Origin of the sequence: Kaistella gelatinilytica (assembly GCF_015679325.1) — a bacterium.
In the GTDB taxonomy this organism is placed as follows: domain Bacteria; phylum Bacteroidota; class Bacteroidia; order Flavobacteriales; family Weeksellaceae; genus Kaistella; species Kaistella gelatinilytica.
The window spans coordinates 267355-291096 of sequence record NZ_JADPVI010000001.1 but is presented as its reverse complement, the minus strand read 5'-3'; the positions used below and the strand labels follow the sequence as shown (position 1 = coordinate 291096).

General features: G+C 35.3%; 21 protein-coding genes. 8 read left to right on the top strand and 13 right to left on the bottom strand.

The window, feature by feature from the left end:
- Positions 1-3 precede the first annotated feature (3 nt).
- The 5 genes from IV494_RS01185 to IV494_RS01165 all read left to right on the top strand — a co-directional run bounded on the left by IV494_RS01185 (position 4) and on the right by IV494_RS01165 (position 5737).
- On the top strand, positions 4-828 hold the full coding sequence (locus IV494_RS01185; RefSeq protein WP_196078348.1) for a mechanosensitive ion channel family protein: 825 nt from the start codon (positions 4-6) through the stop codon (positions 826-828).
- A 6-nt stretch (positions 829-834) separates the two neighbouring features.
- A complete protein-coding gene (locus IV494_RS01180) occupies positions 835-1680 on the top strand; it encodes a mechanosensitive ion channel family protein (protein ID WP_196078347.1) in 846 nt (281 codons plus the stop codon).
- A 63-nt stretch (positions 1681-1743) separates the two neighbouring features.
- Positions 1744-3027, top strand: coding sequence for a DUF389 domain-containing protein (locus IV494_RS01175; protein WP_196078346.1), 1284 nt, complete (start codon positions 1744-1746; stop codon positions 3025-3027).
- Positions 3028-3030: 3 nt separating this feature from the next.
- On the top strand, positions 3031-4269 hold the full coding sequence (locus IV494_RS01170; RefSeq protein ID WP_196078345.1) for a cation:proton antiporter: 1239 nt from the start codon (positions 3031-3033) through the stop codon (positions 4267-4269).
- A gap of 214 nt (positions 4270-4483) precedes the next feature.
- The gene (locus tag IV494_RS01165) at positions 4484-5737 is read left to right on the top strand and encodes a DEAD/DEAH box helicase (RefSeq protein ID WP_196078344.1); all 1254 of its coding nucleotides are present in this window, start codon (positions 4484-4486) and stop codon (positions 5735-5737) included.
- A gap of 161 nt (positions 5738-5898) precedes the next feature.
- Here IV494_RS01165 and IV494_RS01160 read toward each other — a convergent pair whose 3' ends face one another.
- The 8 genes from IV494_RS01160 to IV494_RS01125 form a co-directional block, all read right to left on the bottom strand.
- Complete coding sequence (locus IV494_RS01160; protein ID WP_196078343.1) at positions 5899-6663, bottom strand: TatD family hydrolase; 765 nt, start codon at positions 6661-6663, stop codon at positions 5899-5901.
- Positions 6664-6811: 148 nt separating this feature from the next.
- Complete coding sequence (locus tag IV494_RS01155) at positions 6812-7762, bottom strand: GSCFA domain-containing protein (RefSeq protein WP_196078342.1); 951 nt, start codon at positions 7760-7762, stop codon at positions 6812-6814.
- Between the two features lie 61 nt (positions 7763-7823).
- Positions 7824-8795: a polyprenyl synthetase family protein gene (locus IV494_RS01150; RefSeq protein WP_196078341.1), complete on the bottom strand. Its 972-nt coding sequence runs from the start codon at positions 8793-8795 to the stop codon at positions 7824-7826.
- Between the two features lie 109 nt (positions 8796-8904).
- Entirely contained in the window at positions 8905-10047 is a 1143-nt protein-coding gene (locus IV494_RS01145) for an inorganic phosphate transporter (protein WP_196078340.1), read from the bottom strand.
- Between the two features lie 31 nt (positions 10048-10078).
- The gene (locus tag IV494_RS01140) at positions 10079-10717 is read right to left on the bottom strand and encodes a DUF47 domain-containing protein (RefSeq protein WP_196078339.1); all 639 of its coding nucleotides are present in this window, start codon (positions 10715-10717) and stop codon (positions 10079-10081) included.
- Positions 10718-10879: 162 nt separating this feature from the next.
- Complete coding sequence (locus tag IV494_RS01135) at positions 10880-12661, bottom strand: DEAD/DEAH box helicase (RefSeq protein WP_196078338.1); 1782 nt, start codon at positions 12659-12661, stop codon at positions 10880-10882.
- A gap of 204 nt (positions 12662-12865) precedes the next feature.
- Positions 12866-14329: a serine hydrolase gene (locus IV494_RS01130; protein WP_196078337.1), complete on the bottom strand. Its 1464-nt coding sequence runs from the start codon at positions 14327-14329 to the stop codon at positions 12866-12868.
- A gap of 86 nt (positions 14330-14415) precedes the next feature.
- Complete coding sequence (locus IV494_RS01125) at positions 14416-15003, bottom strand: helix-turn-helix domain-containing protein (RefSeq protein ID WP_196078336.1); 588 nt, start codon at positions 15001-15003, stop codon at positions 14416-14418.
- 185 nt (positions 15004-15188) lie between these two features.
- Between IV494_RS01125 and IV494_RS01120 the strand changes: the two genes are divergently transcribed.
- Positions 15189-15842 carry a DUF2461 domain-containing protein gene (locus IV494_RS01120; RefSeq protein ID WP_196078335.1) on the top strand — a complete coding sequence of 218 codons (654 nt, stop codon included), beginning with the start codon at positions 15189-15191 and terminating at the stop codon, positions 15840-15842.
- Here the strand turns inward: IV494_RS01120 and IV494_RS01115 are convergent.
- Both IV494_RS01115 and IV494_RS01110 read right to left on the bottom strand, forming a co-directional pair.
- Positions 15839-16363: a TlpA family protein disulfide reductase gene (locus tag IV494_RS01115; RefSeq protein WP_196078334.1), complete on the bottom strand. Its 525-nt coding sequence runs from the start codon at positions 16361-16363 to the stop codon at positions 15839-15841. The genes IV494_RS01120 and IV494_RS01115 overlap by 4 nt on opposite strands.
- Positions 16364-16373: 10 nt before the next feature.
- The gene (locus IV494_RS01110) at positions 16374-17999 is read right to left on the bottom strand and encodes an alpha-amylase family glycosyl hydrolase (RefSeq protein ID WP_196078333.1); all 1626 of its coding nucleotides are present in this window, start codon (positions 17997-17999) and stop codon (positions 16374-16376) included.
- 122 nt (positions 18000-18121) lie between these two features.
- Between IV494_RS01110 and IV494_RS01105 the strand changes: the two genes are divergently transcribed.
- Positions 18122-18934 carry an FkbM family methyltransferase gene (locus IV494_RS01105; protein WP_196078332.1) on the top strand — a complete coding sequence of 271 codons (813 nt, stop codon included), beginning with the start codon at positions 18122-18124 and terminating at the stop codon, positions 18932-18934.
- Complete coding sequence (locus IV494_RS01100) at positions 18931-20409, top strand: lipopolysaccharide biosynthesis protein (RefSeq protein WP_196078331.1); 1479 nt, start codon at positions 18931-18933, stop codon at positions 20407-20409. Before IV494_RS01105 ends, IV494_RS01100 begins: the two co-directional genes overlap by 4 nt.
- A gap of 4 nt (positions 20410-20413) precedes the next feature.
- On the opposite strand, the gene IV494_RS01095 is transcribed toward IV494_RS01100, so the two are convergent.
- From IV494_RS01095 to IV494_RS01085, 3 genes are all read right to left on the bottom strand, one after another.
- Positions 20414-21466, bottom strand: coding sequence for a hypothetical protein (locus IV494_RS01095; RefSeq protein ID WP_196078330.1), 1053 nt, complete (start codon positions 21464-21466; stop codon positions 20414-20416).
- 19 nt (positions 21467-21485) lie between these two features.
- Positions 21486-23084 carry an amidohydrolase gene (locus IV494_RS01090; protein WP_196078329.1) on the bottom strand — a complete coding sequence of 533 codons (1599 nt, stop codon included), beginning with the start codon at positions 23082-23084 and terminating at the stop codon, positions 21486-21488.
- A gap of 118 nt (positions 23085-23202) precedes the next feature.
- The gene (locus tag IV494_RS01085; RefSeq protein ID WP_196078328.1) at positions 23203-23679 is read right to left on the bottom strand and encodes a transposase; all 477 of its coding nucleotides are present in this window, start codon (positions 23677-23679) and stop codon (positions 23203-23205) included.
- Positions 23680-23742 lie beyond the last annotated feature (63 nt).

Here is a 23742-nt window from a genome sequence, read left to right as displayed (position 1 = left end):
ACCATGGATTTTGACCTCAAAAAAATTTTAGAATATAAACTATTCAGCGTCGGAAAAGATAGTATAGAACTTTCTTCGGTCCTTTTCCTGATTCTTTTTATCGTCGCGATCTCCTTTACGCTTCGAATTTTACGTAAAATAATTTACAGCACATCAAAGCTGGACGATTCGAAAAAGTTCACCATTTTCAGTTTGATCAAATATGTTTTTTACGTGGTAGGATTTATCATGGGGATGAACATGATCGGCATTAATGTTTCTGTACTTTTAGGAGCTTCCGCAGCTCTTTTGGTCGGTGTTGGTTTAGGATTACAAAATATTTTCAGTGATTTTGTTTCTGGTATCGTTCTTCTGCTTGATTCCAGTATCAAAGTTGGCGATATTATTGAGACCGATAAACTCGTTTGTCAGGTCAAAGAAATTAATCTAAGAACGACGACCGTTTTAACACGGGACGACAAATACATCATTCTTCCCAATACGATACTTACAAAAAACAGCGTCCTCAACTGGACTCACACGAATCCCAATTCACGTTTCGACATTCAGGTTGGCGTTTCTTATTCCGCAGATATTCACCAGGTCATGAAAATCTTAATTGATACCGCAAAGCAGAATGAAAAGATTTCCCTCGCGCCGCCTGCGTTTGTTCGACTTAATGATTATGCAGATTCTTCGCTGATTTTTAATCTCTACTTTTGGGCAGAAGATGTTTTTCGCGTAGAAAATCTTAAAAGTGATCTTCGCATCAAAATTTTCGAGGAATTCAAAAAAAACAACATCGATATTCCTTTTCCACAAAGGGTTTTGCATTTTAATCAGGAATAAAACAAAATGGATTTAAATAAAATAATTTTAGCACTTCAAGAAGATTGGGACGTATTACTGACCAAAATTCCAGGTATTGTTTTAGCAATTCTCATCATAGCCATTGGTTTATTTTTAGCGTCCAAGATTTCAGATCTATCCAAGAAAGTAATTAAGAGAAGAACTTCCGATCCTTTGATGAGTAATTTCTTAGGAAAAACTATTCAGTTAATTATCGGCGCAGTTGTTTTGATGTTAGGATTAAAAGCAGCCGGTTTACAAGGGATTGCTTCTGCATTATTCACTGCAGCTGGAGCATCCGCACTGATATTAGGTTTCGCCTTCAAAGACATTGGGGAAAATTTTATTTCCGGGATTATTCTGTCCTTCAACAGACCTTTCAACGTCAATGACACCGTGAGTATTGGAGATATTTTTGGTAAAGTAAAAACCATGGAGTTTCGCTACACGAAAATTAAAACCTTTGATGGGAAAGATGTCTACATTCCAAACAGTGATGTAATGAAAAAACCAGTTTTCAATTTCACTGAAGATGGATTTTTCCGCATGGATTTCCTGGTCGGAATTGCTTACGAAAATGATATCTCTGAAGCAGAAGCGATGATTTTGGAAACAGTTCTTCAAAACCAAAATATATTGAAAGATCCCGATAAGGAAGCATTTACTGCTGTGGAAGATTTGGGCGTAAACTCCGTAAATATTCGCGTTTATTTTTGGATCAGTTCAGATGATTATCGCAAAGATGCCCTAAAGATCAAAAGTGAAGTCATTCAAAAAGTAAAAAGCAAACTACTGGACAATAAAATATCCTTGCCAGCAAATATTCAGGAAATTAAATGGTACAAGGAATAAAGTAAAAATTCCCCTAGATTTCGGCGGTCTTTTTAGTAGATTTGGTTTCTCTAATTTTTTTTGATGAATAATATTTTCAATCTTCACAATGGCGAAGAAGACAAGCAGAAAGTTTTAGCCAACGTAAAAAGCAATATTTCTTTCAGCGGTTCTAACCTTTGGATTTTGGCTTGTGCAATTATGGTTGCGTCGGTTGGTTTAAATGTGAATTCAACTGCGGTTGTCATTGGTGCGATGTTAATATCCCCTTTGATGGGACCAATTGTTGGCGCAGGTTTCGCCTTGGGAATGTTTGACTTTCATCTCTTAAGAAAATCATTAAAAAATCTTCTCCTTTCGACCATCGTTGGTCTGGTTGTTTCTTTTCTCTACTTTTATTTAAGTCCTTACAAAGAAGCACATTCAGAAATTATTGCCCGAACTGCACCTAATATTTATGATGTGTTGATCGCATTTTTCGGTGGTTTGGTTGGAGTTATTGCAGTAACGCGCGTTGAAAAAGGAAATCCGATCCCGGGAGTTGCGATCGCGACGGCTTTGATGCCGCCACTTTGTACGGCCGGTTATGGTTTAGCGACTGGAAATCTCGCTTATTTTGGCGGAGCGCTTTTTCTTTACACGATCAATTGTGTATTCATTTGTATTGCAACCTACATTATCGTAAAATTTCTAAATTATCCGGCAGTAGAATTTGTAGATAAGAAAAAATCGGATAAAATCAGGTTGTGGATTTCTATAATTACTGCATTAATGATTATTCCCAGCGTTTTTTTCGCCTATCGATTTATCGATCAGCAGAACTATGAGGTTAAAGTTAAGAACTTTCTAACAAAAGAATTTGAAGAAAAAGGAAACACCATTGTTTACAAAAAAACCACCTACTCCTCTATTCCGAAAAAAATAGAGCTCGCTTTTCTCTCCCGTAAATTTTCAGCCGCTCAAATAAAAGAAGTCAACGAAAGTCTGAAAAAGTACAAGATTACCAACACGCAGGTAATTATCCGCCAAGACAGTGCTTTTTTGGCCAACGCGACCACTAAAAATGCAGAAACGAATGAAATCACAGATCAGTCTAATGCTATTATCTCTGACTTAAAAAATCAGGTTAATAAATACACTTTTAAACCAGATAATATTTTCCCGGAAGCGAATTCGATCATTCCCGAAATCACAAGTATTTCCATCGCAAAACAGGAAATTTTTAATAAAAGCGATTCGACTAAAATTATTCCTGTGGCTTTCTATCAAGCGGAAAAAAATCTTTCCACGGCTCAGCAAACAACCCTCAGAAACTGGCTCAAAGTCAAACTGAAGATCGATACCATCGAAATTTACAAGAGAAACTAAAAAATGTCATCTTATTACTACATCATCATTCTTATTTCGTTGGCGGCATCTTTTGCTTACATCAATCAGCGGTTCATCAAATTGCCTTTTGTTATTGGTTTATTTTTTCTTTCCAGCCTGCTTTCGCTATTTGCACTGGTCATCAAATCTTACTACAGTTTGCCATTTGATCAAATCAGAGAACTTGTTATTAATACAGACATCAGTACTTCTGTACTCAATATTTTCCTCGGTTTTCTTCTTTTTGCAGGTTCCATGCATACCAATTGGTTCAGCATGAGAAATTACTTGAAAGACATTACGGTTTTGTCTTTAGGAGGTGTCATTTTTTCAACCATTTTTGTTGCAGGTTCTTTCTTCTACGTTTCGCATTGGTTAGGTTTGGAAATTCCTTTTTTATACTGTTTAATATTTGGAGCACTGATTTCCCCCACCGATCCCATTGCAGTTTTGAGTATTTTAAAAGAAGCGAAGGTTCCGGAGAAAATAGAAGTCACGCTTGTTGGTGAATCTTTGTTTAATGACGGCGTTGGCGTTGTTATTTTTATCGCATTAACGCAGATGTTGACGTCTGGTGCTACAGAATTCGATTTTCCCCATTTTGGATGGCTTTTCTTACAGGAAGCAGGTGGCGGAATAATTTTCGGCCTCGTTCTCGGTTATATTTTACATTACCTTCTCAAAACAATTGATCATTATGAAACCGAAGTTTTACTGACTTTAGCTTACGTCATGCTGGGTTATTTTGTTTCCGCACAAATACACATTTCAGGCGCTTTAGCAATGGTTATTATGGGTTTAATGGTGGGCAACTTCAGGAAAGAGGAAGCCATGAGTACAGAAACGGAAGAGTATGTCGCGAAATTTTGGGAGTTACTGGAGATCATTTTAAATGCTTTACTCTTCATGATGATCGCATTGGTTTTGGTCGTTCTCGAATTCAATTTGAAATATATCGTTCTGGGTGTTTTGAGTATTTTAATTTTATTGGTTTCAAGGTTTTTCACCGTTAATATTCCCCGAAAAACTTCGATAAGCATCTTAAAAGTTGACAAACCTACTTCTCAAATTATTATTTTGGGCGGACTTCGGGGCGGATTATCTTTAGCTTTGGTGATGTCGCTTCCAGCTTCAGAATTCAAAGATATTTTGATGATCGTGACTTATATTTGTGTGGCATTCAGTATTTTAATTCAGGGTACAACGATCGGAGCAATTTCGAAGAAAATTCTGAAAAAGTAAATTTTAGTTTTCATCAGACCAGTTTTAAGTCAGTTTTTCATTTTTACGGAGAAATAAACTATCTTTGCAAAATATTCAGCGGCATTCTTAAGCCATTTCAGTAATTCATTTTTACTCAAATAGAAAATCATCACTTCTACAAGTTTTGCGTTTTCAAGCCAAAAATGTAGAAGTAAAACACTTCATCCGCAATCATTTTTTAATACAGAAAATATTGTTATTTACAGACTTAAAATTAATTAAGCCCATCCTCGATGCGCTTATAACAGAAGGTTACACGCAACCAACTCCTATTCAGGAAAAGGCGATCCCAAGCATTTTACAAGGTAGAGATCTACTCGGAACAGCACAAACCGGAACCGGTAAAACAGCTGCTTTTGCGATCCCGATTTTACAAAATCTGGCAGAAAAAAACAGCCGCAACAATAATATCAAAGTTTTGGTTTTAACACCAACCCGTGAATTAGCGATTCAGATTGAAGAAAGCTTCAATGCATACGGAAGAAATTTAAACCTTAGAAACCTCGTAGTTTTTGGTGGAGTAAAACAAGCTGCACAGGAAAAAGCTTTAAGAAGAGGCGTTGACATCTTGGTGGCAACTCCAGGAAGATTATTAGATTTCATTTCGCAGCGAATTGTTTCTCTTCAAAACTTAGAAGTTTTCGTTTTAGACGAAGCCGACAGAATGCTCGATATGGGTTTTGTTCACGACGTAAAACGGATCATCAAATTATTACCTCCGAAAAGACAGACACTTTTCTTCTCTGCAACATTCCCCGATGAGATCAGCAAGCTGGCAAACTCCATGCTTTCTAATCCTGTTAAAGTTGAAGTAGCGCCAGTTTCTGCAACTGCAGACACCATCAATCAGAAAGTATATTTCGTTGACAAAGATGATAAACTTGAATTGTTGACGCATATTCTACAAAACGACATCAAAGAATCGGTTTTGGTATTTTCCAGAACGAAACATGGTGCCGATAAAATCGCAAGAAAATTACAAAGTCATAAAATTTCTGCCGAAGCGATTCACGGAAATAAATCTCAGAATCAAAGACAAAATGCTTTGAGCAACTTTAAATCAGGGAAAACCAGAATTTTGGTGGCGACTGATATTGCAGCGAGAGGAATTGATATCGACGAATTAAAATACGTTCTGAATTTCGAATTATCTGACGTTTCTGAAACGTACGTTCACCGTATTGGAAGAACAGGAAGAGCAGGCGCAGAAGGAAGTTCCATCTCTTTTGTTGATGGTTTAGACCTGGCAAATTTAAAAAGCACGGAGAAGTTGATCGGTAAAAAAATACCGGTAGAAAAAGATCATCCTTTTCACACGGACAATTTAGTTGCGCAGAAAAGAGATTCGAATAATAAATCTTTTACGCCAAGACCAAGAGTACAGTCGAGAGAAACAACGGGCAGTAAAAAGCCTAACAACAAAAGTAATTTCACGAGAAACAGATAAATTTACGACGCCAAATTGGTCACGCAAAGAAGCGAAGGAAATGGAGGACCGCAATATTTATTTATTGCGGTTTTTTTATTTTTTAAATAATTTCAAATTAAGTAGAAATAGCAATAAAATTCATGGAAAATATTTTCCTCGTCTCAAAAACGGAATGAAAATTATTTACCAAACATTCGCTCCGCATTTTCGGTGGTGATACGATCTATTTCTGCAAAATCTTTCCCGTAAATATCGACGAGTTTTCCGACAACCAAATCCAGATAAGAACTTTCATTTCGTTTTCCTCGATGCGGAACTGGCGCGAGATAAGGTGAATCGGTTTCTAGAACGATCTTATCGAAAGGAATTTCGTGTAAAAACTGATCGATCTTACCATTTTTGAATGTAACTACTCCACCGATTCCTAAGATGAAATTTAAATCGATGGCTCTTTTTGCCTGGTCTAAATCTCCGGAAAAACAATGAAAAATGCCACGTAATTTTGGATGTTTTTTTCGATCTAAAACTTCAAAAACCTCATCAAAACTACTTCTCGTATGAATCACGATCGGCAAATCTTTTTCTATCGCCCAATCAATCTGTTGTTCGAAAGCTTTGATCTGAATATCTAAAGTGGTTTTATCCCAATATAAATCAATTCCGATCTCACCAATTGCGGGAAATGACTTTTCATTCAAATAATTTTCGACCAATTTTAATTCTTCTTCCCAAGTTTCCGGTTTTACATAACATGGATGAAGTCCCATCATCGAAAAAATTTGTTCAGGATATTCGCTTTCCAAACTGAGCATTTTTTCGTGCGTTTCCGAATTGATTGCGGGAAGATAAAATTTAGAAACACCTTTATTAATGGCTCTTTCGATCATTTCTTTTCGGTCATTATCGAATTCTTCGGAATATAAATGAGTGTGCGTATCGATCATTTTAGTTGATTGTTGATAGTGAAATTAAAAATCTATTTTAGTACACCTTATTGCAGCCCTGCTTGAGTGGAGCTCATTTTTTTACGTTGGGGAAAGCCTTGGCAAAAAATAGCGGGAACGGAAGATGGAAAAAGCTGCCCAAATAATTTTAAAATATTTTATGCTTCACTTTTGCCTGTTGTGAAGAAATTCTTTGCTTTAACTTTTCTAAAAATTCCTGATGTTTTTGATTCTTTTCATCGAAAGATTTGTGACTCAATGATTTCCCTATTTTCAAATTTTCTTCAATGAAATCCATGGTATCATTAGAAAAAAAAGCATTTCCAAATTTCTCCCAGATATAATTAATCGCCTGATTGTTGGGATGAATTAAATCTTCTTTGTAAAATCGGTAGTCCCGCAAATCATCCATCAAAATCTCGTAAACCGGCAGATAATGGCAATTTTCAAATTGTGGTAAAATTTCGTGAATAGCGGTGATAAGCTTTGATTTGCTTAAATTGTTTTCAACCATGCCGTCTTTAGTGTGACGAACGGGCGAAACGGTAAACAAGATCTGAACATTTTCTTTCGCAATATCTTTCAGATTCTCCACCGTTTCATAAATAGAATCTGTTAACTCTAAATGGGTCAACAGTCTTTTTTCGAAATATTTCGCTGGAATTTTATGGCAGTTTGCAACGAGTTTTTTCTTCGGTAGAAATTCATAAATAAAAGAAGTCCCGTACGTAATTATAATCCAGTTAGTCTTTTGTAAAAACTGATTTCCGTTCTCAATTTGAGTATTAATTTTTTCTAAAGTCTGGTGTGCAAATTGCGAATTGAAGGAGGAATGGTGGTCCAACGAAATAACTTCTTCATTAAAACTAACAAGGTCTTCTTCCGCATAAAATCCAGCACCGTGTATTCTATTTACGGCGTTATTGATAGAGAACGGATTAAAAAGTGTCCCAAAAGGATTATTTAAAGTTTGGATCTGACCTGCTTTTAAAAGGTTGGTCATCTCCGTAGAAAAGCAGGAACCGATTGAAAAAACACGGTCTTCAACTCCTATTTTGATCTTAGAATTTGGAATTTCTACTTCTGTTCTAAATTTCATATTATTTTAAACTACTCCAATTTTAATTAAGGGGAATTAGCACTTTGTAAATTTATTAATGTTAAGATTCGCGACGTAACAGATAATTAGCAAGTTCGATGAATGGTTTTTTCTTTGCATCAGACACGCTGATCTTATTTAAATATTTCTGCGCAAGTTCGTTGTGTTCCTGAATTAACAGTAACGATTTTTCATCAACTTTGGTACGGCGGAAGATCTTTTCTACGCTATACACTTTATCCACATTATCGGTTTTTTTAGAGTACCAAAACTCCAGTTCTTTCCTCTCTTCGTCGGTTGCATGTTCTTTGGCTAAAAGATAAAGCACCGTTTTTTTATTTTCGTAAATATCTCCGGCATGTTTTTTACCGATCTGTTCCTGATTTCCGAATACATCTAAATAATCATCCATGATCTGGAAAGCAATTCCTACGTGTTTACCGAAGTTAAATATGGCTTTTGCATCTTTGAAATCTGCACCTGCGATCAATGCACCGATTTCAAAAGAAGAAGCACTTAAAATGCCGGTTTTATAGGAGATCATTCTAATATAATCATTGAAAGTCACCTCTTCCTGCGTTTCAAAATTGATATCGTATTGCTGACCTTCACACAGCAATAATCCCGTGTGGATAAAGACTCTCATACAAGCTTTGTACAATTCAGGTTCAAGATTTTCAAAAAACTTAAGGGCTTTAAACATTAAGGCATCTCCGGAAAGAATTCCTGTATTAATACCGTGTATGGTATGAATAGTCGGCATGTTTCTGCGAAGAGGCGCTTCATCCATAATATCATCATGGATCAAAGTAAAATTATGGAAAAACTCAATGGCTAACGCGGGTTTAAGGGCTTTTTTCAAATCACCGTCAAACATTTCACAAGCCATTAAAACCATCATAGGACGAAGTCTTTTGCCACCATGTGAAATAATATAATTCATCGGACCATAAAGTTCCTCGGGCTTATCTTTAAAGATGTATTTGGTAATTGCACTTGCAACGGTCTCCTGATATTCGTCTAAAAACTGCATAAAATTTCTTATTTGTGCAAAAATACGATTTATAAAAGTTTTTACCGATTTAAAATGACACAAAAAAAACCATTTCTTTCGAAATGGTTTTATATATATGAAGTAACCTTTATCTAAAAAATACGACCAATAAATAAGTTATCCCCGCCACCATCGCAGAAATCGGTATGGTTAAAATCCAGGCCCACAATAAACTTACCGTGATTCCCCAACGAACTGCGGAAACTCTTTTTGTTACTCCGACTCCGATGATCGCACCAGTAATGGTATGCGTCGTAGAAACTGGAATTCCAAAATGTTCTGAAATGAAAAGCGTGATTGCTCCTGCCGTTTCAGCTGCAACTCCTTCCAGTGGTGTTACTTTTGTGATTCTTGTACCCATTGTTTTTACAATTTTCCAGCCACCACTCATGGTTCCTAAAGCAATCATTAAGAATGAGGTAAAAGGTACCCAGAAATAATGTTCTACAAAATAGTTGAATTGGTGTGTGCTGTCTAAAGCGAGATAAACGGGATCGTGCAAAGTTTGGGTGTGATGATAAATAACGGCTGCTCCAATAATTCCCATTACTTTCTGTGCATCATTCGTACCGTGACCTAAACTGAAAAGTGCGGAAGAAACCAACTGTAATTTTTTGAAAACATTATCGGCTTTTCTCGGGCTCGTTCTCTTGGAAACATTAACAATAAATAAAGTGATAATCACTGAAATCACTCCACCAATTACAGGTGCCAGGAAAATGAATAAAAAGATCGGAATCACTTTATCATAACGCACCACATCTTGGGTAAATAGTTGCTTAAAGGCGAGTATCAGTTTATCAGAAATTCCTAAGTTTGGCTGTGCGACTGCAATTACATGATAATCCGAAACCAAGGCAAACATTAAAGCAGCTCCTAAAAAACCACCAATTAAAGTGTGCGAAGAGGAGGATGGAATCCCAAACCACCAAGTCAGTAAATTCCAGGCGATCGCGGCTATCAATCCAGAAAATATTACTTCGAGATTGATGAAATTTTCATTCACCGACTTTGCAATCGTATTTCCAATTTTGAATTCTCCGATGACATAAGCAGCGAGAAAAAATGCGGCAAAATTCCACATTGCAGCCCAAAGAACGGCTTGAAAAGGGGTTAAAACTTTAGTTGAAACAATGGTCGCAATGGAGTTAGCGGCATCGTGAAAACCATTGATGTAGTCAAATATTAAGGCTAAAACAATGATTATAATAAGAAGAATTGGTAAATCCATTCTATTTTTATATAATAAATTAAGGAATAGATTAAGCGTATTTAATCAAAATACTGTCGATCGTGTTGGCTACGTCTTCTGCTTTGTCAGTCACTGTTTCCAGATATTCCAGAACCGATTTCACTTTCATAATTTTAATGGCATCATTCGTTTCAAACAACTTTACAATTGCCTGACTCAAAACATCATCTGCAATATTTTCAAAGGAATTGATCTTAATACAAGATTCTTTCACTGCTTTTGGATCTTTGAAATCATTCAGATTTTTGATGGCGATCTCAATTTCAATACAAGATTTGTAAATCAAAAGTGTAAATTCAGTGTAAGCAGGATCCAGCGGTGCTTTGTACAAATAAATATATTTCGCCGAAGCATACATGAAATCAGCAATATCATCTAACCGACTGGCTAAATGACTAATATCTTCGCGATCAAACGGGGTAATAAAGTTTTCTCCTAACTGAACAAAAATTTCGTGGGTTAAATCATCCATTCTGTGTTCGTAATCACTCATGTGCTGTAACATCGTATCATCATTGATATCGAAATCAAGCAGACTCTCGTGAAACTCTTTTGACATCGCTACAAGTTCTTCTGCAACTTTCTCAAACAGTACAAAAAACACTTTGTCTTTCGGCTGGAACATTTTAAAAATATTACCAATTCCCATAATTATTCATTTATTAATTAGTGCTGCAAATTTCCGAAAAACTCAACCAACTTAGCCGATTTTATATTAAGTTTTATTAACATTGCGAAATTAGTTCTCCACCAAAAAAATCAGTCCCATTACGAATAATGAGACTGAAAATATTGTAATAAGATTGAAAAATTATTTTGATTCTTCAGCTCTCATGTCTTTGCCTTTAAATTTCTGAGTTTGTAATCCTTTCAAAACTTCGTCTTTGAATGATTTCTCTACTTCAAAGAAAGAGAATTTCTCTAAAATTTCGATTTCACCAATATCTGGTCTTTTTCTGGATTTCTCAGTTGATTTGTTGATGATCTCCAACATATCAATTTTTTTCAGATTGTCACGTTTTCCTAAGTTAAAGAAAAATCGCACCATATCGCCATTATTTTTTCTTGGCTTTCTTTCTCTGAATTCTCTGTCACCGCCTTCACGATTTCCGAAATCTCTGCTTCCGCCGTCTCTGCTTCCTCCATCTCTGGAATTTCTAGATCCGCCGTCTCTTCTATCGCCACCTCTGTCACGGTCTCTGCCGCCGTCTCTTCGATCGCCCCTTCCTCTGTCTCTTCCACCTCTGTCGCCTCTTCCGTCATCAGCATTGAATTTCTGGTCAGCTAAATCATTTTTATCTAAATAATAAAGCGCCATATCTCTCAACTGCAACTGCAACATCTGGTGAACCAATTCTTCTTTGGTAAACGCAGATAAGTCTGGAATTAAAGATGCATCGAATTCAAATAAGTTTTCGTGTTCTGTCAATAATTTGGTGAAAACACCGCCAACCTGAGCTTCGATCACTTGTTTTCCGGTAGGAATTTTCTTCTCAACGATATCAATCTTAGTTGATTGTTTGATCTGCTTTAATTTTCTTGATTCTTCAGGCTTGATCAATGACATTGAAATTCCATCTTTTCCTGCACGACCTGTTCTTCCACTTCTGTGAACGAAAACTTCAGGATCATCCGGTAAAGAATAATGAATAACGTGCGTCAATGAATCAACATCTAAACCTCTCGCCGCAACATCGGTCGCCACTAAGATATCGATATTTTTCAGTCTGAATTTCTTCATTACTGTATCACGTTGCGCTTGAGACAAATCACCGTGAAGCGCATCTGCTGCGTAACCATTCTGCATCAAGAAATCTGCAACTTCCTGAGTTTCCATACGCGTTCTGCAGAATAGAATTGAATATTGATTTGGATTTGCATCGATCAATCTCTTCAAAGCTTCTTTTTTGAAACGGTAACCAACCACATAAAATTCGTGTTTGATGTTTTTCTTCACTTCATTTAATGAGCCAACAACAATACGGTGTGGACTCGTTAAATAACTTTTAGAAATACGCTCCACCTCTTTATTCATCGTCGCCGAGAATAAATAATTGTGTTTCGTATCAGGAGTTTCACGTAGAATTGTTTCCAAATCATCTTTGAAACCCATCGATAACATTTCATCAGCTTCGTCAAGAACGAGCCACTGAATTTCAGAAAAATCAAGTGCTTTTCTGTTAATAAGGTCGATCACACGTCCCGGAGTTCCCACAATAATCTGTGGTTTGTCTCGTAGAGAGCGGATTTGGTCGGTAATACTGCTTCCACCATAAACTGCTGTAGTCTTGATGTTGGGCATGTATTTCGAATAATTTTTAATGTCTTTGGTAATCTGCAAACAAAGTTCTCTGGTTGGACAAAGCACCAAAAATTGGATTTTGCGACTCCCGTCGTCAATCATATCCAAAATCGGTAGCGAAAACGCCGCTGTTTTGCCTGTTCCTGTCTGCGCAAGTGCGATTAGATCGCGTATATCTGTAGAGATAAAAGGAATAGTCTGTTTTTGGATTTCTGTTGGGCTTTCAAAGCCCATTTCGCCAATTGCCTGCAAGATTGCCGGACTTAGATTGGTCTCCGTAAATAAATTCATGTAAAAGATCGTCTATAAATTGGGTGCAAAGATACAATTTTGTTTTCGATAATAAAAGGGGGCATTTATTAAATTTATGTTAATTGTCCGAAGAGCAGTTTCCAGCTTGTTTCGTCACTGAAATTCTCATATATTATTTCAAAAACTTATTAAATCCTCTACTTTTAAATTTTTAATTATCTGGCAAATCGCTGTAAACCACTTTTACTGCATCTCAATTTTAACAATTTTTTTGCCTCTTTCTCCCAGATATTTCTCAATGAGCGTTTCATAGATCTTCTGACCATCATCTACATTGGTAAAAATGATCAGACCTTCTTTTGTTTTTGGTAAAATAAAGAAAATCGTATTTACACCTTCGTCACTACCGCCGTGTGAAAGCGCAATTTCATCATTTCCCAAATCATAAATTTCAAAGCCAAGTCCAAAATATTTATTCTTTTTGGTTTCGACCTGTTTGCTTTTCAAAGATTCAAAAACAGCGGGTGACAGCAATTTATTATCTAATATTCCAACTAAAAATTTCCCGTAATCCTCCACGCTGGTTGTCAGATCATCTGCGGCGTTTGCCGTTTTATTTTTAATGATTTCATACGGCTTTCCTTCCTTATTATATCCAATTGCTATTCTTCCTGCATCTTTTTTTTCGTCCCAAATGTAACTGGTATCATTCATCGCAAGTGGTTTGAATACATACTCCTGTGCTAATTCTTCCAGATTTTTTTTGAATTTTTTCTCAATTGCTTTTCTCAGATATTCAAATCCTTCCCCGGAATACTGATATTTAGTACCGGGATCAAAATCAAAACTAAGTTTATGATCTTTATTTAAGAATCTCCAGTTTTTAAATCCGGTTTGATGACTTAAAACCAGTCTTGTAGTCAACTTTTTATGTCTATCATCTTTTGCGATATCTGGATCTATAAAATATTTGTCTAGCGGTTCATCAAGATTCCATTTCCCAAGACTGACCAACCTTAAAACCAACATTGCAGTAACAGGTTTCGTTAAAGACGCCACATTGAAGAGACTATTATAAGGTGCGGTTATTTTATCATTAAGATCTCCATAAACATTTATCTGCGTTAATTTTCCATCTTTAATGATGCCTAAACCTAAAGTTGGAATATGTTTATCTTTCAGTAATTGTTGTAAATCATCAGTAAATTGTTCAGATTCTTTTCCCTGATGATCATAACTAAGAATATCACTCATGACCCATTTTTCATTTTTTTTCAGCCAAACGGTCGTAAATTTCGCTTCACCACCCAAAACATCTGCTTTATTTTTCTCTCTGATAAAAAATTGATGATTCCCGGATTGAATTGCTCCATATAGATTTCCATTATTATACAAAGGATAAACTTCCAGACTGCCTTCTATCAATTTACGAATAGGTTTTTGATCTGGGTTGGAACAGATGTTATCTCTGGTTCTTTGGATGAATAATTTTTTATCCTGAAAACCACCTTTATCATGATAAAATTTTAAATTTTCATCTACCGATTTTTCCATGTAAGTTAGATCACACTGATTAAATCCGCGCTCAAAGAAAAGACTGTCTTCTTTTTTAAGTTCAAGAAAGAGAGGAGAATTTTTAGCAATTTGTGCCTTAAAATTTCCGAATAAAAAGAAGAAAGTGATAATAATTCCAAAGTGCTTTGTCATAAAAATAATTTTGACAAAGATTGAGAATAAACCGAATTTGAAGGAGAAAATCTACCCGACAAAAACCCGACAATCTTGCGACAACTTCATAACAGACTGAAATTCAATTTATAAAAAAGTTTTTGTCTTTTATCAATTTCATACGCATTTCTCAAAATGATATAAATATTGGCGAGCGTGAGCACAATAATTCCGATGATCACTGATTCTTTTCCTAACTTTAAAAAAATAAGGATCATAAAAAGGATGGGAAAAATAATTGCCAGAAAAATCTGCAGGGAAATGATCTGCTTAATGATTTCAGATGTTTGTTTCATAATCAACATCAAAAGTATTGGAGGCAGGAAATTCGCAATAGGAAACCAGGAAAAAGGAAGCGAGGAGAGATTAATAATTTTTATCAATTTCACATTTAAAATTTCCCCTTTCTCAACCGGTGAAGCAGTCTCTACAATTGAAACTTCATCTAACTCATTTATTTTTTCAGAAACAGCTGAAACGAGTAAATCATTTTCCGGAACCTCGAGACTTGCAGCCAATGCTTTTAAAGTAAATCCTTTCGGCTTCATTCCCGATTCAATTCTTTGAATGGTTCTGACAGAAAGTCCAGACTTTTGCGCCAACTCTTCCTGAGTTAGATTTTGGTGTTCTCTAATTTTTTTTAATTCCGACATTCATTGAATTAAGTGAGTACAAATTTAGCTATTCTAATGAAAATTTTAAAAATCATTATTAAACTTATTTTGCTGAAATTTCTCTGATAAAAAGGTATGGAAAAACCTTGGAAAAAGTAAAATTAGAAAAAACTCCTGCTTTCCCTTTATTATAAATCCTAAATTTGTCTATCTAAAATTAATCTATGAAATCATCCACTTTAAAATTCCTGAAAACTTTAGAAAAAAACAATAATCGCGAATGGTTCAACGAACACAAAAATCTTTATTTAGAGGCTCAACAGGATGTTCTTTCGTTTCTGGAGAATCTTATTGAGGAAATGGCGAAATTTGATGAGGAGATTTTAAAGATCGATCCGAAAAAAGCGCTCTTCAGAATTTATAAGGACATTCGTTTTTCAAAATTAAAAATCCCCTACAAAACCCATTTTGGCGCAGGTTTGGGTTTTGGGAAAAATGGTAAAACGTCCGGTTATTATTTGCACATCGAACCTGGAAAATCATTTTTAGCAGGTGGTGTTTTTCAACCTGAATCACCGATTTTGAAAGAGATCAGAAAAGAAATTTCAATATATCCTCAAGAATTTATGCAAATCCTGAAGGAAGATGATTTTAGAAATAATTTCCGTGGATTGAGTGTAGAAAGCAAATTACAAAGAGTTCCGAATGGTTTTGAAAAAGATGATCCAATGGCTGAATTTCTGAAACTAAAAAACTTCATCGTCAATTATCCGATTTCAGATGAGTCATTACTGAAAGAAAATGCTGCTCAGGAATTTGCTCAAATTTTTAAAAGCATCAAACCTTTAAATGATTTTATTGAAAGGCCTTTTCTCTAAAACATTTTCGCTTTCAATTCATCAATTGTTTTCTGAATATCTGGATCGGTCGGTGAAATTGAATAATATTTTGCAATTTTTCCGCTTTGATCTACAACTAAAAATCTTGGAACCCAGTTAAGATCGATGTAATTATTGAAGTTGTTTTTCCAGCCTTCATCGAACCAGAAATTTTCCTGCGATGTTAGATCGTATTTATCCAGACCTCGTTTCCATTGGTCATAAGAGCGATCCAAAGAGAAATAAACAAAATCAAGTTGGGGATTTTGCTCCTTTAAAATTTTAGTTGAAGGAAGTGCTTTGATACAATCCGGACACCAGCTTGCCCAGAAATCGATAATTAAAATCCGGCCTTTATGGTTATTTATAATTTCTGAAATGACCATTTTTTTACCCTGCAACGAAGTGATTTTCTGAGCAACTGCTTCTTTTGAAAATTCTGTCTTGCTAATTGCGGGAACTTTCTGAGCGAAAACGCCGAAAGAAATTAATACTAAACCAAGACTGACAATACTTTTCATTAATTTATTTTTAAATTTCTTCCAGCAAAACGATATAAAATTCAGAGTTGATGGAAACTTTTCCGTTTTCTACTTTTACAATTTTACCAGAATATGCATCATGCAATTTCGTGCCATTTTCAAAAATCCCCTGAACAGAAACTTCTTTCAACCCTGACGCTAAATCAAGACCAATTAAAACTTTATCATTATTCAAAGTTCTTGTAAACCAATAAGGGAAAGAAGAAACCATCTGATGAACGCCGGCTCCAACGGCAGGATGATTCGCTCTGAATTTCCCTAATTTTTGGTAATGCGCTAATAACTTTTGCGTTCCTGAATTATATTTCACATCGCTCCAGTTCATATCCGAACGTAAATTCGCATCACCTTCTGCGCCGGGAACGGTTAAAGTTCTGGCGGTTTCATCTCCATAATAAACCTGCGAAATTCCGGGAGCTAACAGCAGTTTTGTTCCAGCTTCAAACGTTCTTTTTCGGTCTTTATCGAAAGGCGAACCGTCGTCATGCGAGGTAAGATAATTCATGACCGTTTTACCATTTAAATCGGAGTGCAATAATTTTGAATAATTCGAAAATAATTCTTCATAAGGTTTATTGGCGTCGCCTTTAAAGTCAAAATTAATGAGCGATTTAAAGCCGTTCTGGTAATAATTTACTTTTTTGTCACCGAAATCATAGAGTTGTTTCTGTGAAATTCCGTAACCGTAAACTTCGCCAACCGTGAAAAACAATTGATTGTCAAGAACTTTTTGAGGATTATTTGTTTTATAAATAGCAAATGCTTGCTGACAAACTTTTTGAAAATCTTTCCAAACATCTTCATTAGTGTGTTTCACCGTATCAATTCGATAACCATCGACTCCCAGATCCTGAACGTAGTCAGCGAGCCATTTCATAATATAATATTTCGGCGCTCGTGGATAACCTGTTCTGGCGAAAAATTCATCGAGCGATTTTACTTCTGATTCATATCTTCCTTCTTTTTTCCACTTTTCAACGAGCATTTTTGGAAGTTCAGCCGGTTCATTTGATTCTGTTAAAATATCCGGGAGATTTGCGACCAGAGTACAAGCAGTGGTGTTTTCGTAATTATTGTATTTGCATTGTGGCGAAGTTCGCACCCAGGTGTTCGGATAAACGGGATCGATCGGCGTAACCGGACCAGTATGATTGATAACGGCATCTAAAACTATGCGAATCCCTTTCGCGTGGGCTTTTTCAACGAGTTCTTTTAATTCTGCCTTCGTACCGAAATTAGGATCAAGCGCCGTCCAGTCTTTTGCCCAGTAACCATGAAAAGCGTACGTATTTCCGGTTCCTTCATTGGTTGCCCCATGAATTTGTTCTACCAACGGCGTCATCCAGATCGCATTGATCCCCAAATCTGAAAAATAATTATCATCCAGTTTCTGGATGATTCCTCTTAGATCTCCCCCTTCAAAACCGCGTAAAACTCCGGTTTTTTCTGTTCTGCCAAAATTAACATCATTGGATTTATCGCCATTCTGAAAACGATCCGTTAATAATAAGTACATATTTGCACCTTCCCAGTTAAATGCTTGCTTTTTTGAAGTTTGCTGCGAAACACAGGAAGTGATCAATAAGGATCCGAGGAAAAATAATATTTTTTTCATAGTCAATTTTGAGTGTTAAAGGTAATCTAAAAGCAAGATTGAAAGAAAAAGAATCAATTGATAAATCATATTTTAACATTATTTAACATATTTTTCTATCTTTGTTTTTTCAACATAAAAGTATGTCTCTTTACCATATCATCGCCAATCAACTCCAGTTCGTAACTCCACGATTTTATAAAGAGCGGTTTTTCAGAAATTTAAAACATCTTACCAAAGAAAATTACAGTCAAAAAAACATTGAACCTGAATTAATTTGGCTTAAAGATTTGTTAAGCGCAGAGTCGGTGATGATCGACATTGGCGCCAATAACGGAAGTTTTATTTATCTGCTTGAAAAGAAACTTTTACCAAAAAACATCTACGCTTTTGAACCTAATCATAAATTGTTTGAACGCTTAAAAAGAATATTTCCAGATGTTCAGATTTTCCCGTTTGCGCTCTCTGATGAAAATGGAAGTGCATCATTCAAAATACCTGTTATTAAAGGAAAAACATTTGATTCCCGCGGAACATTGAAAGTCAATTACAGAGAAGAAGATGAAGAAAAGCACGTTCTGCAAAACGTAAAAATCATTAAACTTGATGACTGGAAAGAGACGGAAAAGCTCACCAGAATTGACTTCATTAAAATTGACGTAGAAGGAAATGAAATGCGAACACTGAAAGGCGCCGAAAAGATCATTAGAAAATATATGCCAATATTAATGATCGAAATGGAACAACGCCATCATTCTGAGCCGATCTGGGATTTAATTAAAGAGATCGAAAACTGGAACTTCACTTCCTACTATCTGAACCGACAAAATTTTCAGCTGGACAAATTAACTTCAGATTTAATTAGTGATCAGGAAAATAATACGTTAATCAATAAAAAAGAATATATCAATAATATAATTTTCGTTCCAAATCACCTGAAAACTTCGCAGAAATGAGTGTAATTGCAAGACAGGGTTTTAAATATTCCTTAATTGGTTATTTCGGTTTTTTACTCGGAACTTTTTCTGCAATTTTTATATTTCCGTACGATATGGAATTTTATGGAAAATTGCGTTACATCATGCCGACTGCAGAAATGCTTTTGCCTATCGTAGTTTTCGGACTTTCCTTTTCTAATGTTAAGTTTTTCCATCAAACGCAAAAAGACGGTAAAAATCAAAATATATTATCGCTTTCTTTGGTAGGGATTCTCGTCAATTTTCTGATTTTTTGCATCCTATTTTTTGCGTTCTTTCAATTATTTCCACAATATAAAAGTTTAGAACTTTGGAAAATGAAGCGGCTGATCCTGCCGCTGATTCTTATTCTCGCTCTATCAGCTGTTTTCACAAAATACATCTCCAATTTTAAGCGGATCGTTGTTCCGAATATTTTCGAAAATATCTTTCCAAAGATTGCGAACATCGGTGCTTTTTGTCTTTTCTTCTTCCTTGGAGTTTCTGAAAAAGGTTCATACGGATTTTTCTTAGGAATGTTTGTTCTTTCTTTTTTAGGCTACTATTTTTACGCCAATAAACTTGAAAAGATCACCCCTGATTTCAGTACCGACTATGTTCGGAAAGATGGTCTCTGGAAAGAAATCCTCAATTATAGTTTTTACGGTTTCTTAGGAAATATCGGTAATTACATTGCATTCAGAGTAGATAATTTCATGATCGGAGAGTTTTTAAATTTTGAGGAAAATGGAGTTTACAGTATTATTTTATCCATACTTTCCTTCATCCTGATTCCGCAAATGGGATTGTTTAATATTTCTGCACCTATCATTAACAAAACGATTGCAGAAAATGAATTCGAAGAACTTGACCGGTTTCACAAAAAAACCTCGCTTACTTTATTCTTTTTAGGTGCGGTATTATTTTCGTCAATTCTGGTGGGATTTCCTTACCTGACCAACTTTATTAAAAATGGCGACCAGCTTCGACAAGCGGAACCTGTCGTGTGGATTTTAGGATTTGCGATGCTGTTTGACTTAGCGACCGGATTTAACGGACACATTATTTCCCTCTCCAAACACTATCGGTTTAATATAGTGATCATGCTATTTTTAGCCGTTACAACCGTTGTCCTCAACTATCTTTTTCTTACGAAAACTGAGCTGGGAATTATTGGAATTGCAATGGCAACCGCGATCTCACTTACTTTGTTCAACATCATCAAAATTTATTTTAATTATGTGAAATTCAAGGTGTTCCCATTGACCATCGAAATGATGTACGTGGCGATTATCTGTACGTTGGCAATTACTTTAGCAATTATGTTTCCCGAAACCAAAAGCAATCTTCTAAACCTTTTTTATAAACCAGCTTTTGTTTTGATCGTAATTTTCGGAGCAAATCATTTTATGAAAATCTTCCCGATTGAAGATTATGTGAACAAAAAATTCTTTAAAAGTATTTTTAAATTTTAATGATTTAAAGTATTGACTGTAACGTTTTTTCAAGTTCAGAAGATATTTTCTTCTTGCTGAATTCCTTTTGGAAATCGTAAGAATTCTCAGATTTAAAATTAAAAATCTCCTCAGTTGAGTCTATTTTTTCGTTAATAATAAAATCAAAATTTGATTGGTAATCTGTCGGAAAAATAGCAATTTTTCCGAATTTAATTGCATCTCCAATATTACCGCTCATTTTTGTTTCTCCATAAATTTCTTTGTTACTAAAGAATTCTGTTTCACTTTGAATCGGACACCAAAGGAAATCGGCTTTGTTCATCCACTCATTAAAAGTAGTTTGTGGAACTTTTTTGTCAAAATATTTAATCGAAATGTTCTCCGGTTTCTTTTTGTCAAAATCCCGGATCCAATCTAGTTCTTTTCCATGAGCTTTACCAAGAAAAACGATTTCAAGTGGTTTCTCAAAAGTTTTAATTTTCAAATCACTCAACTGACCGATCACCTTTTTGTAATCTCTTCTTGCTTGCGAAACTGCACCTGGAATTACAATCGTAAAAACTTTAGAATCAATCTTTTCCTGAAACTCATTAAAGAAAACCGGTAAATACTTGAGTTTCCCAGCAACTAAGCTTTTGTCTAACACCAAAATATTTCTCGCTCCTTTAAAAACATCGGGGGCAGCGAGTAGATCTTCTTTTAACCACAATTTTAAACGGTAAACGAAGTCCTTTTTAAAAATATTTTTAAACAATTGAAACCGGGAAATATTCGTAAAATTAAGATTGTGAACAATCACCGCAGTATTATATTCCTGAGTGATTTCCTTGAATAAATTAAAATAACGATGCACTGTTCCAATGATCACTACATCATATTTCTTTTGACTCAATTGATTTAAAATCTCCGTATTTTCACTTAAAAAAACATTGGATTCATTTTTCTTGATCTGTTTGAATATTTTGTCAGAAAAATAGTAATCGATCACAAACTCTTTGGAATCTTTCATTAATTCCATAAAATTACGCGCAATTTCTGCGTGGGTATCGAGTTCTATGTAAGCAATCTGTTTCAAGGGATCAGTTAAAATTTAATTAAAAAACTTTTTTTCCATTGCTGAATGTTTCCAAAACTTTGGTGTCTAAAATTTGATCTTCTGAAACCGTCATTAAATCCTGATCAACAATAATAAAATCTGCTGATTTCCCAGGCTCCAAACTGCCAATTTCTTTTTCCTGAAACGCTGCTTTCGCTGCCCAAATCGTCATTCCGCGAATTGCCTGTTCTCTGGTTAAAGCATTTTCTTTTTGAAATCCATTCGCAGGAAAATGTTTGGAATCTTTTCTCGCAACTGCCGAATAAAAAGTTTTCAAAGGACTTATTTCTTCCACTGGAAAATCTGTTCCCAACGGAAGCCAACCGTTTTGTTTCAATAAATCTTCGTACGCGTACGCATATTTCAAGCGATCTTTTCCTAATCGATCTTCCGCCCAATACATATCTGAAGTCGCATGAGTCGGTTGTACAGAAGGAATAATCGAATATTTTCCAAACAGATCAAAATCATTTTTATCAATAATCTGAGCGTGTTCGATTCTCCATCTTCTGTCATTTTTTCCGCATAAAACTTCGTCATAAATCTGAAGAATCGTTCGGTTTGCAGAATCTCCGATGGCGTGCGTCGCCATTTGCAAATCGCTGTTTTTTAATCTTTTTGCTAAATTTTCGAAATGTTTTCTATCGCTCAAAAGAAAACCTCTCCAACCTTTTTTGTCGGAATAATCGTGATTTAAACAAGCACCTCTCGAACCTAAAGCTCCATCTGAATACACCTTGAATCCTCCGACTGTAATGTTTTTATTGGTGTATCTTCCTTTTTTGATCCAACGGTCATAATAAGCCGGATTGTCTTCCATCAAAGCAAAGATCTTCATCTGTAAAGAATTCTGGGCCTGTGCTTTTTCTAAAAGTCCTAAAGTTTTTTCCGTAATACCGCAATCATGAAGGGAAGTCAAGCCGTATGAAAAACATTCTTTCTGCAATTCCGAAAAATATTGGATCGCCATTTTATCTTCAATATCCGGAATATATTTTTCCACCAAAGTCATGGCGTTGTCGACTAACATTCCAGTTAATTTTCCATCCTTCAATTCAATTTCACCTCCTAAAATTTTAGAATCTTTTGTAATTCCGGCGATGTCTAAAGCTTTCTGATTGGCAACTGCGGCGTGACCATCAATTCTTTTTAAGTAAACAGGACGGTTTGGAAATAATTGATCCAGTTTTTCTTTGTTTGGAAATTCTTTAATTGCCCAATCGTTTTGATCCCAACCACGGCCGTAAATCCATTCTTTCGGAGCTGTTTTCGCATAATCTGAAATTCTTGCAATGATTTCGTCCCAGGATTTTGTTCCCCAAAGTTGACATTTCCATTTATCTGTTGCAAAACCGGTGAAGTGACAATGGGCATCGATCAAACCTGGAAAAACTGTTTTTCCCTCCAAATTCTGGATATTTTTAGATTTAAAGTTTTTGAGAATATCCGCAGTTTTTCCCACACCAATAATTTTTCCGTTCAAAACTGCCATTGATTCGGCGGTATCAAAACTTTGATTGACGGTATAGATTTTCGCATTAGTGATGATGAGATCGGCGTTTTTTTGCGCACTAAACATCCCGAAAAAAAGTATCATTATAATCGTAGGGACAAGTCGCGACTTGTCCAAAAATCGAAGATTTATAATAGCGTAATTATTCATAAAATTTATCTTTATTCCAATTTTCAGGATTTGTTGTAATATAATTATTTATTTAATCGTAACGTTCTTTATTTCTCACAATGTGATCATGAAATGACCGCTGCCAAAGGAAATCTGAATGACCTGTTTGATGAATTTGTTTCGAAACAGTAGTTTTATAAGCACCCATTAGAGAAGAGACAGATTTTATTTTAATCTGTTCATCATTCCGTAGGGACAAGTCGTGACTTGTCCGAAATCCCACAGGAATTTCAACAAAATCCTTAGTAGAAAAATCCCGATTAATTCCAAACAAAAAGTGAACATGATTCGGCATCACCACAAAATTATGCAATTCAAAATAAGGATATTGCTTTTTCAACCAGAAGATTTGATTCTCAGCAATTTTTCCCATTTCGCTTAAATTTATTTTTCCATTTTGAATTTTCCCAAAATGATGTAGTTTATCTTTCGTGCAGATGGTTATGAAATAGACCGCATCATTTGAATAATCAAAGTCTTGCTTTCTATTTCTTTTTCTTCCTTCCATCTTTTTACGTTTTGAAAAACTTTAAATTTAGGGTAATTAACGAATTAATAAAAATAAAAATTG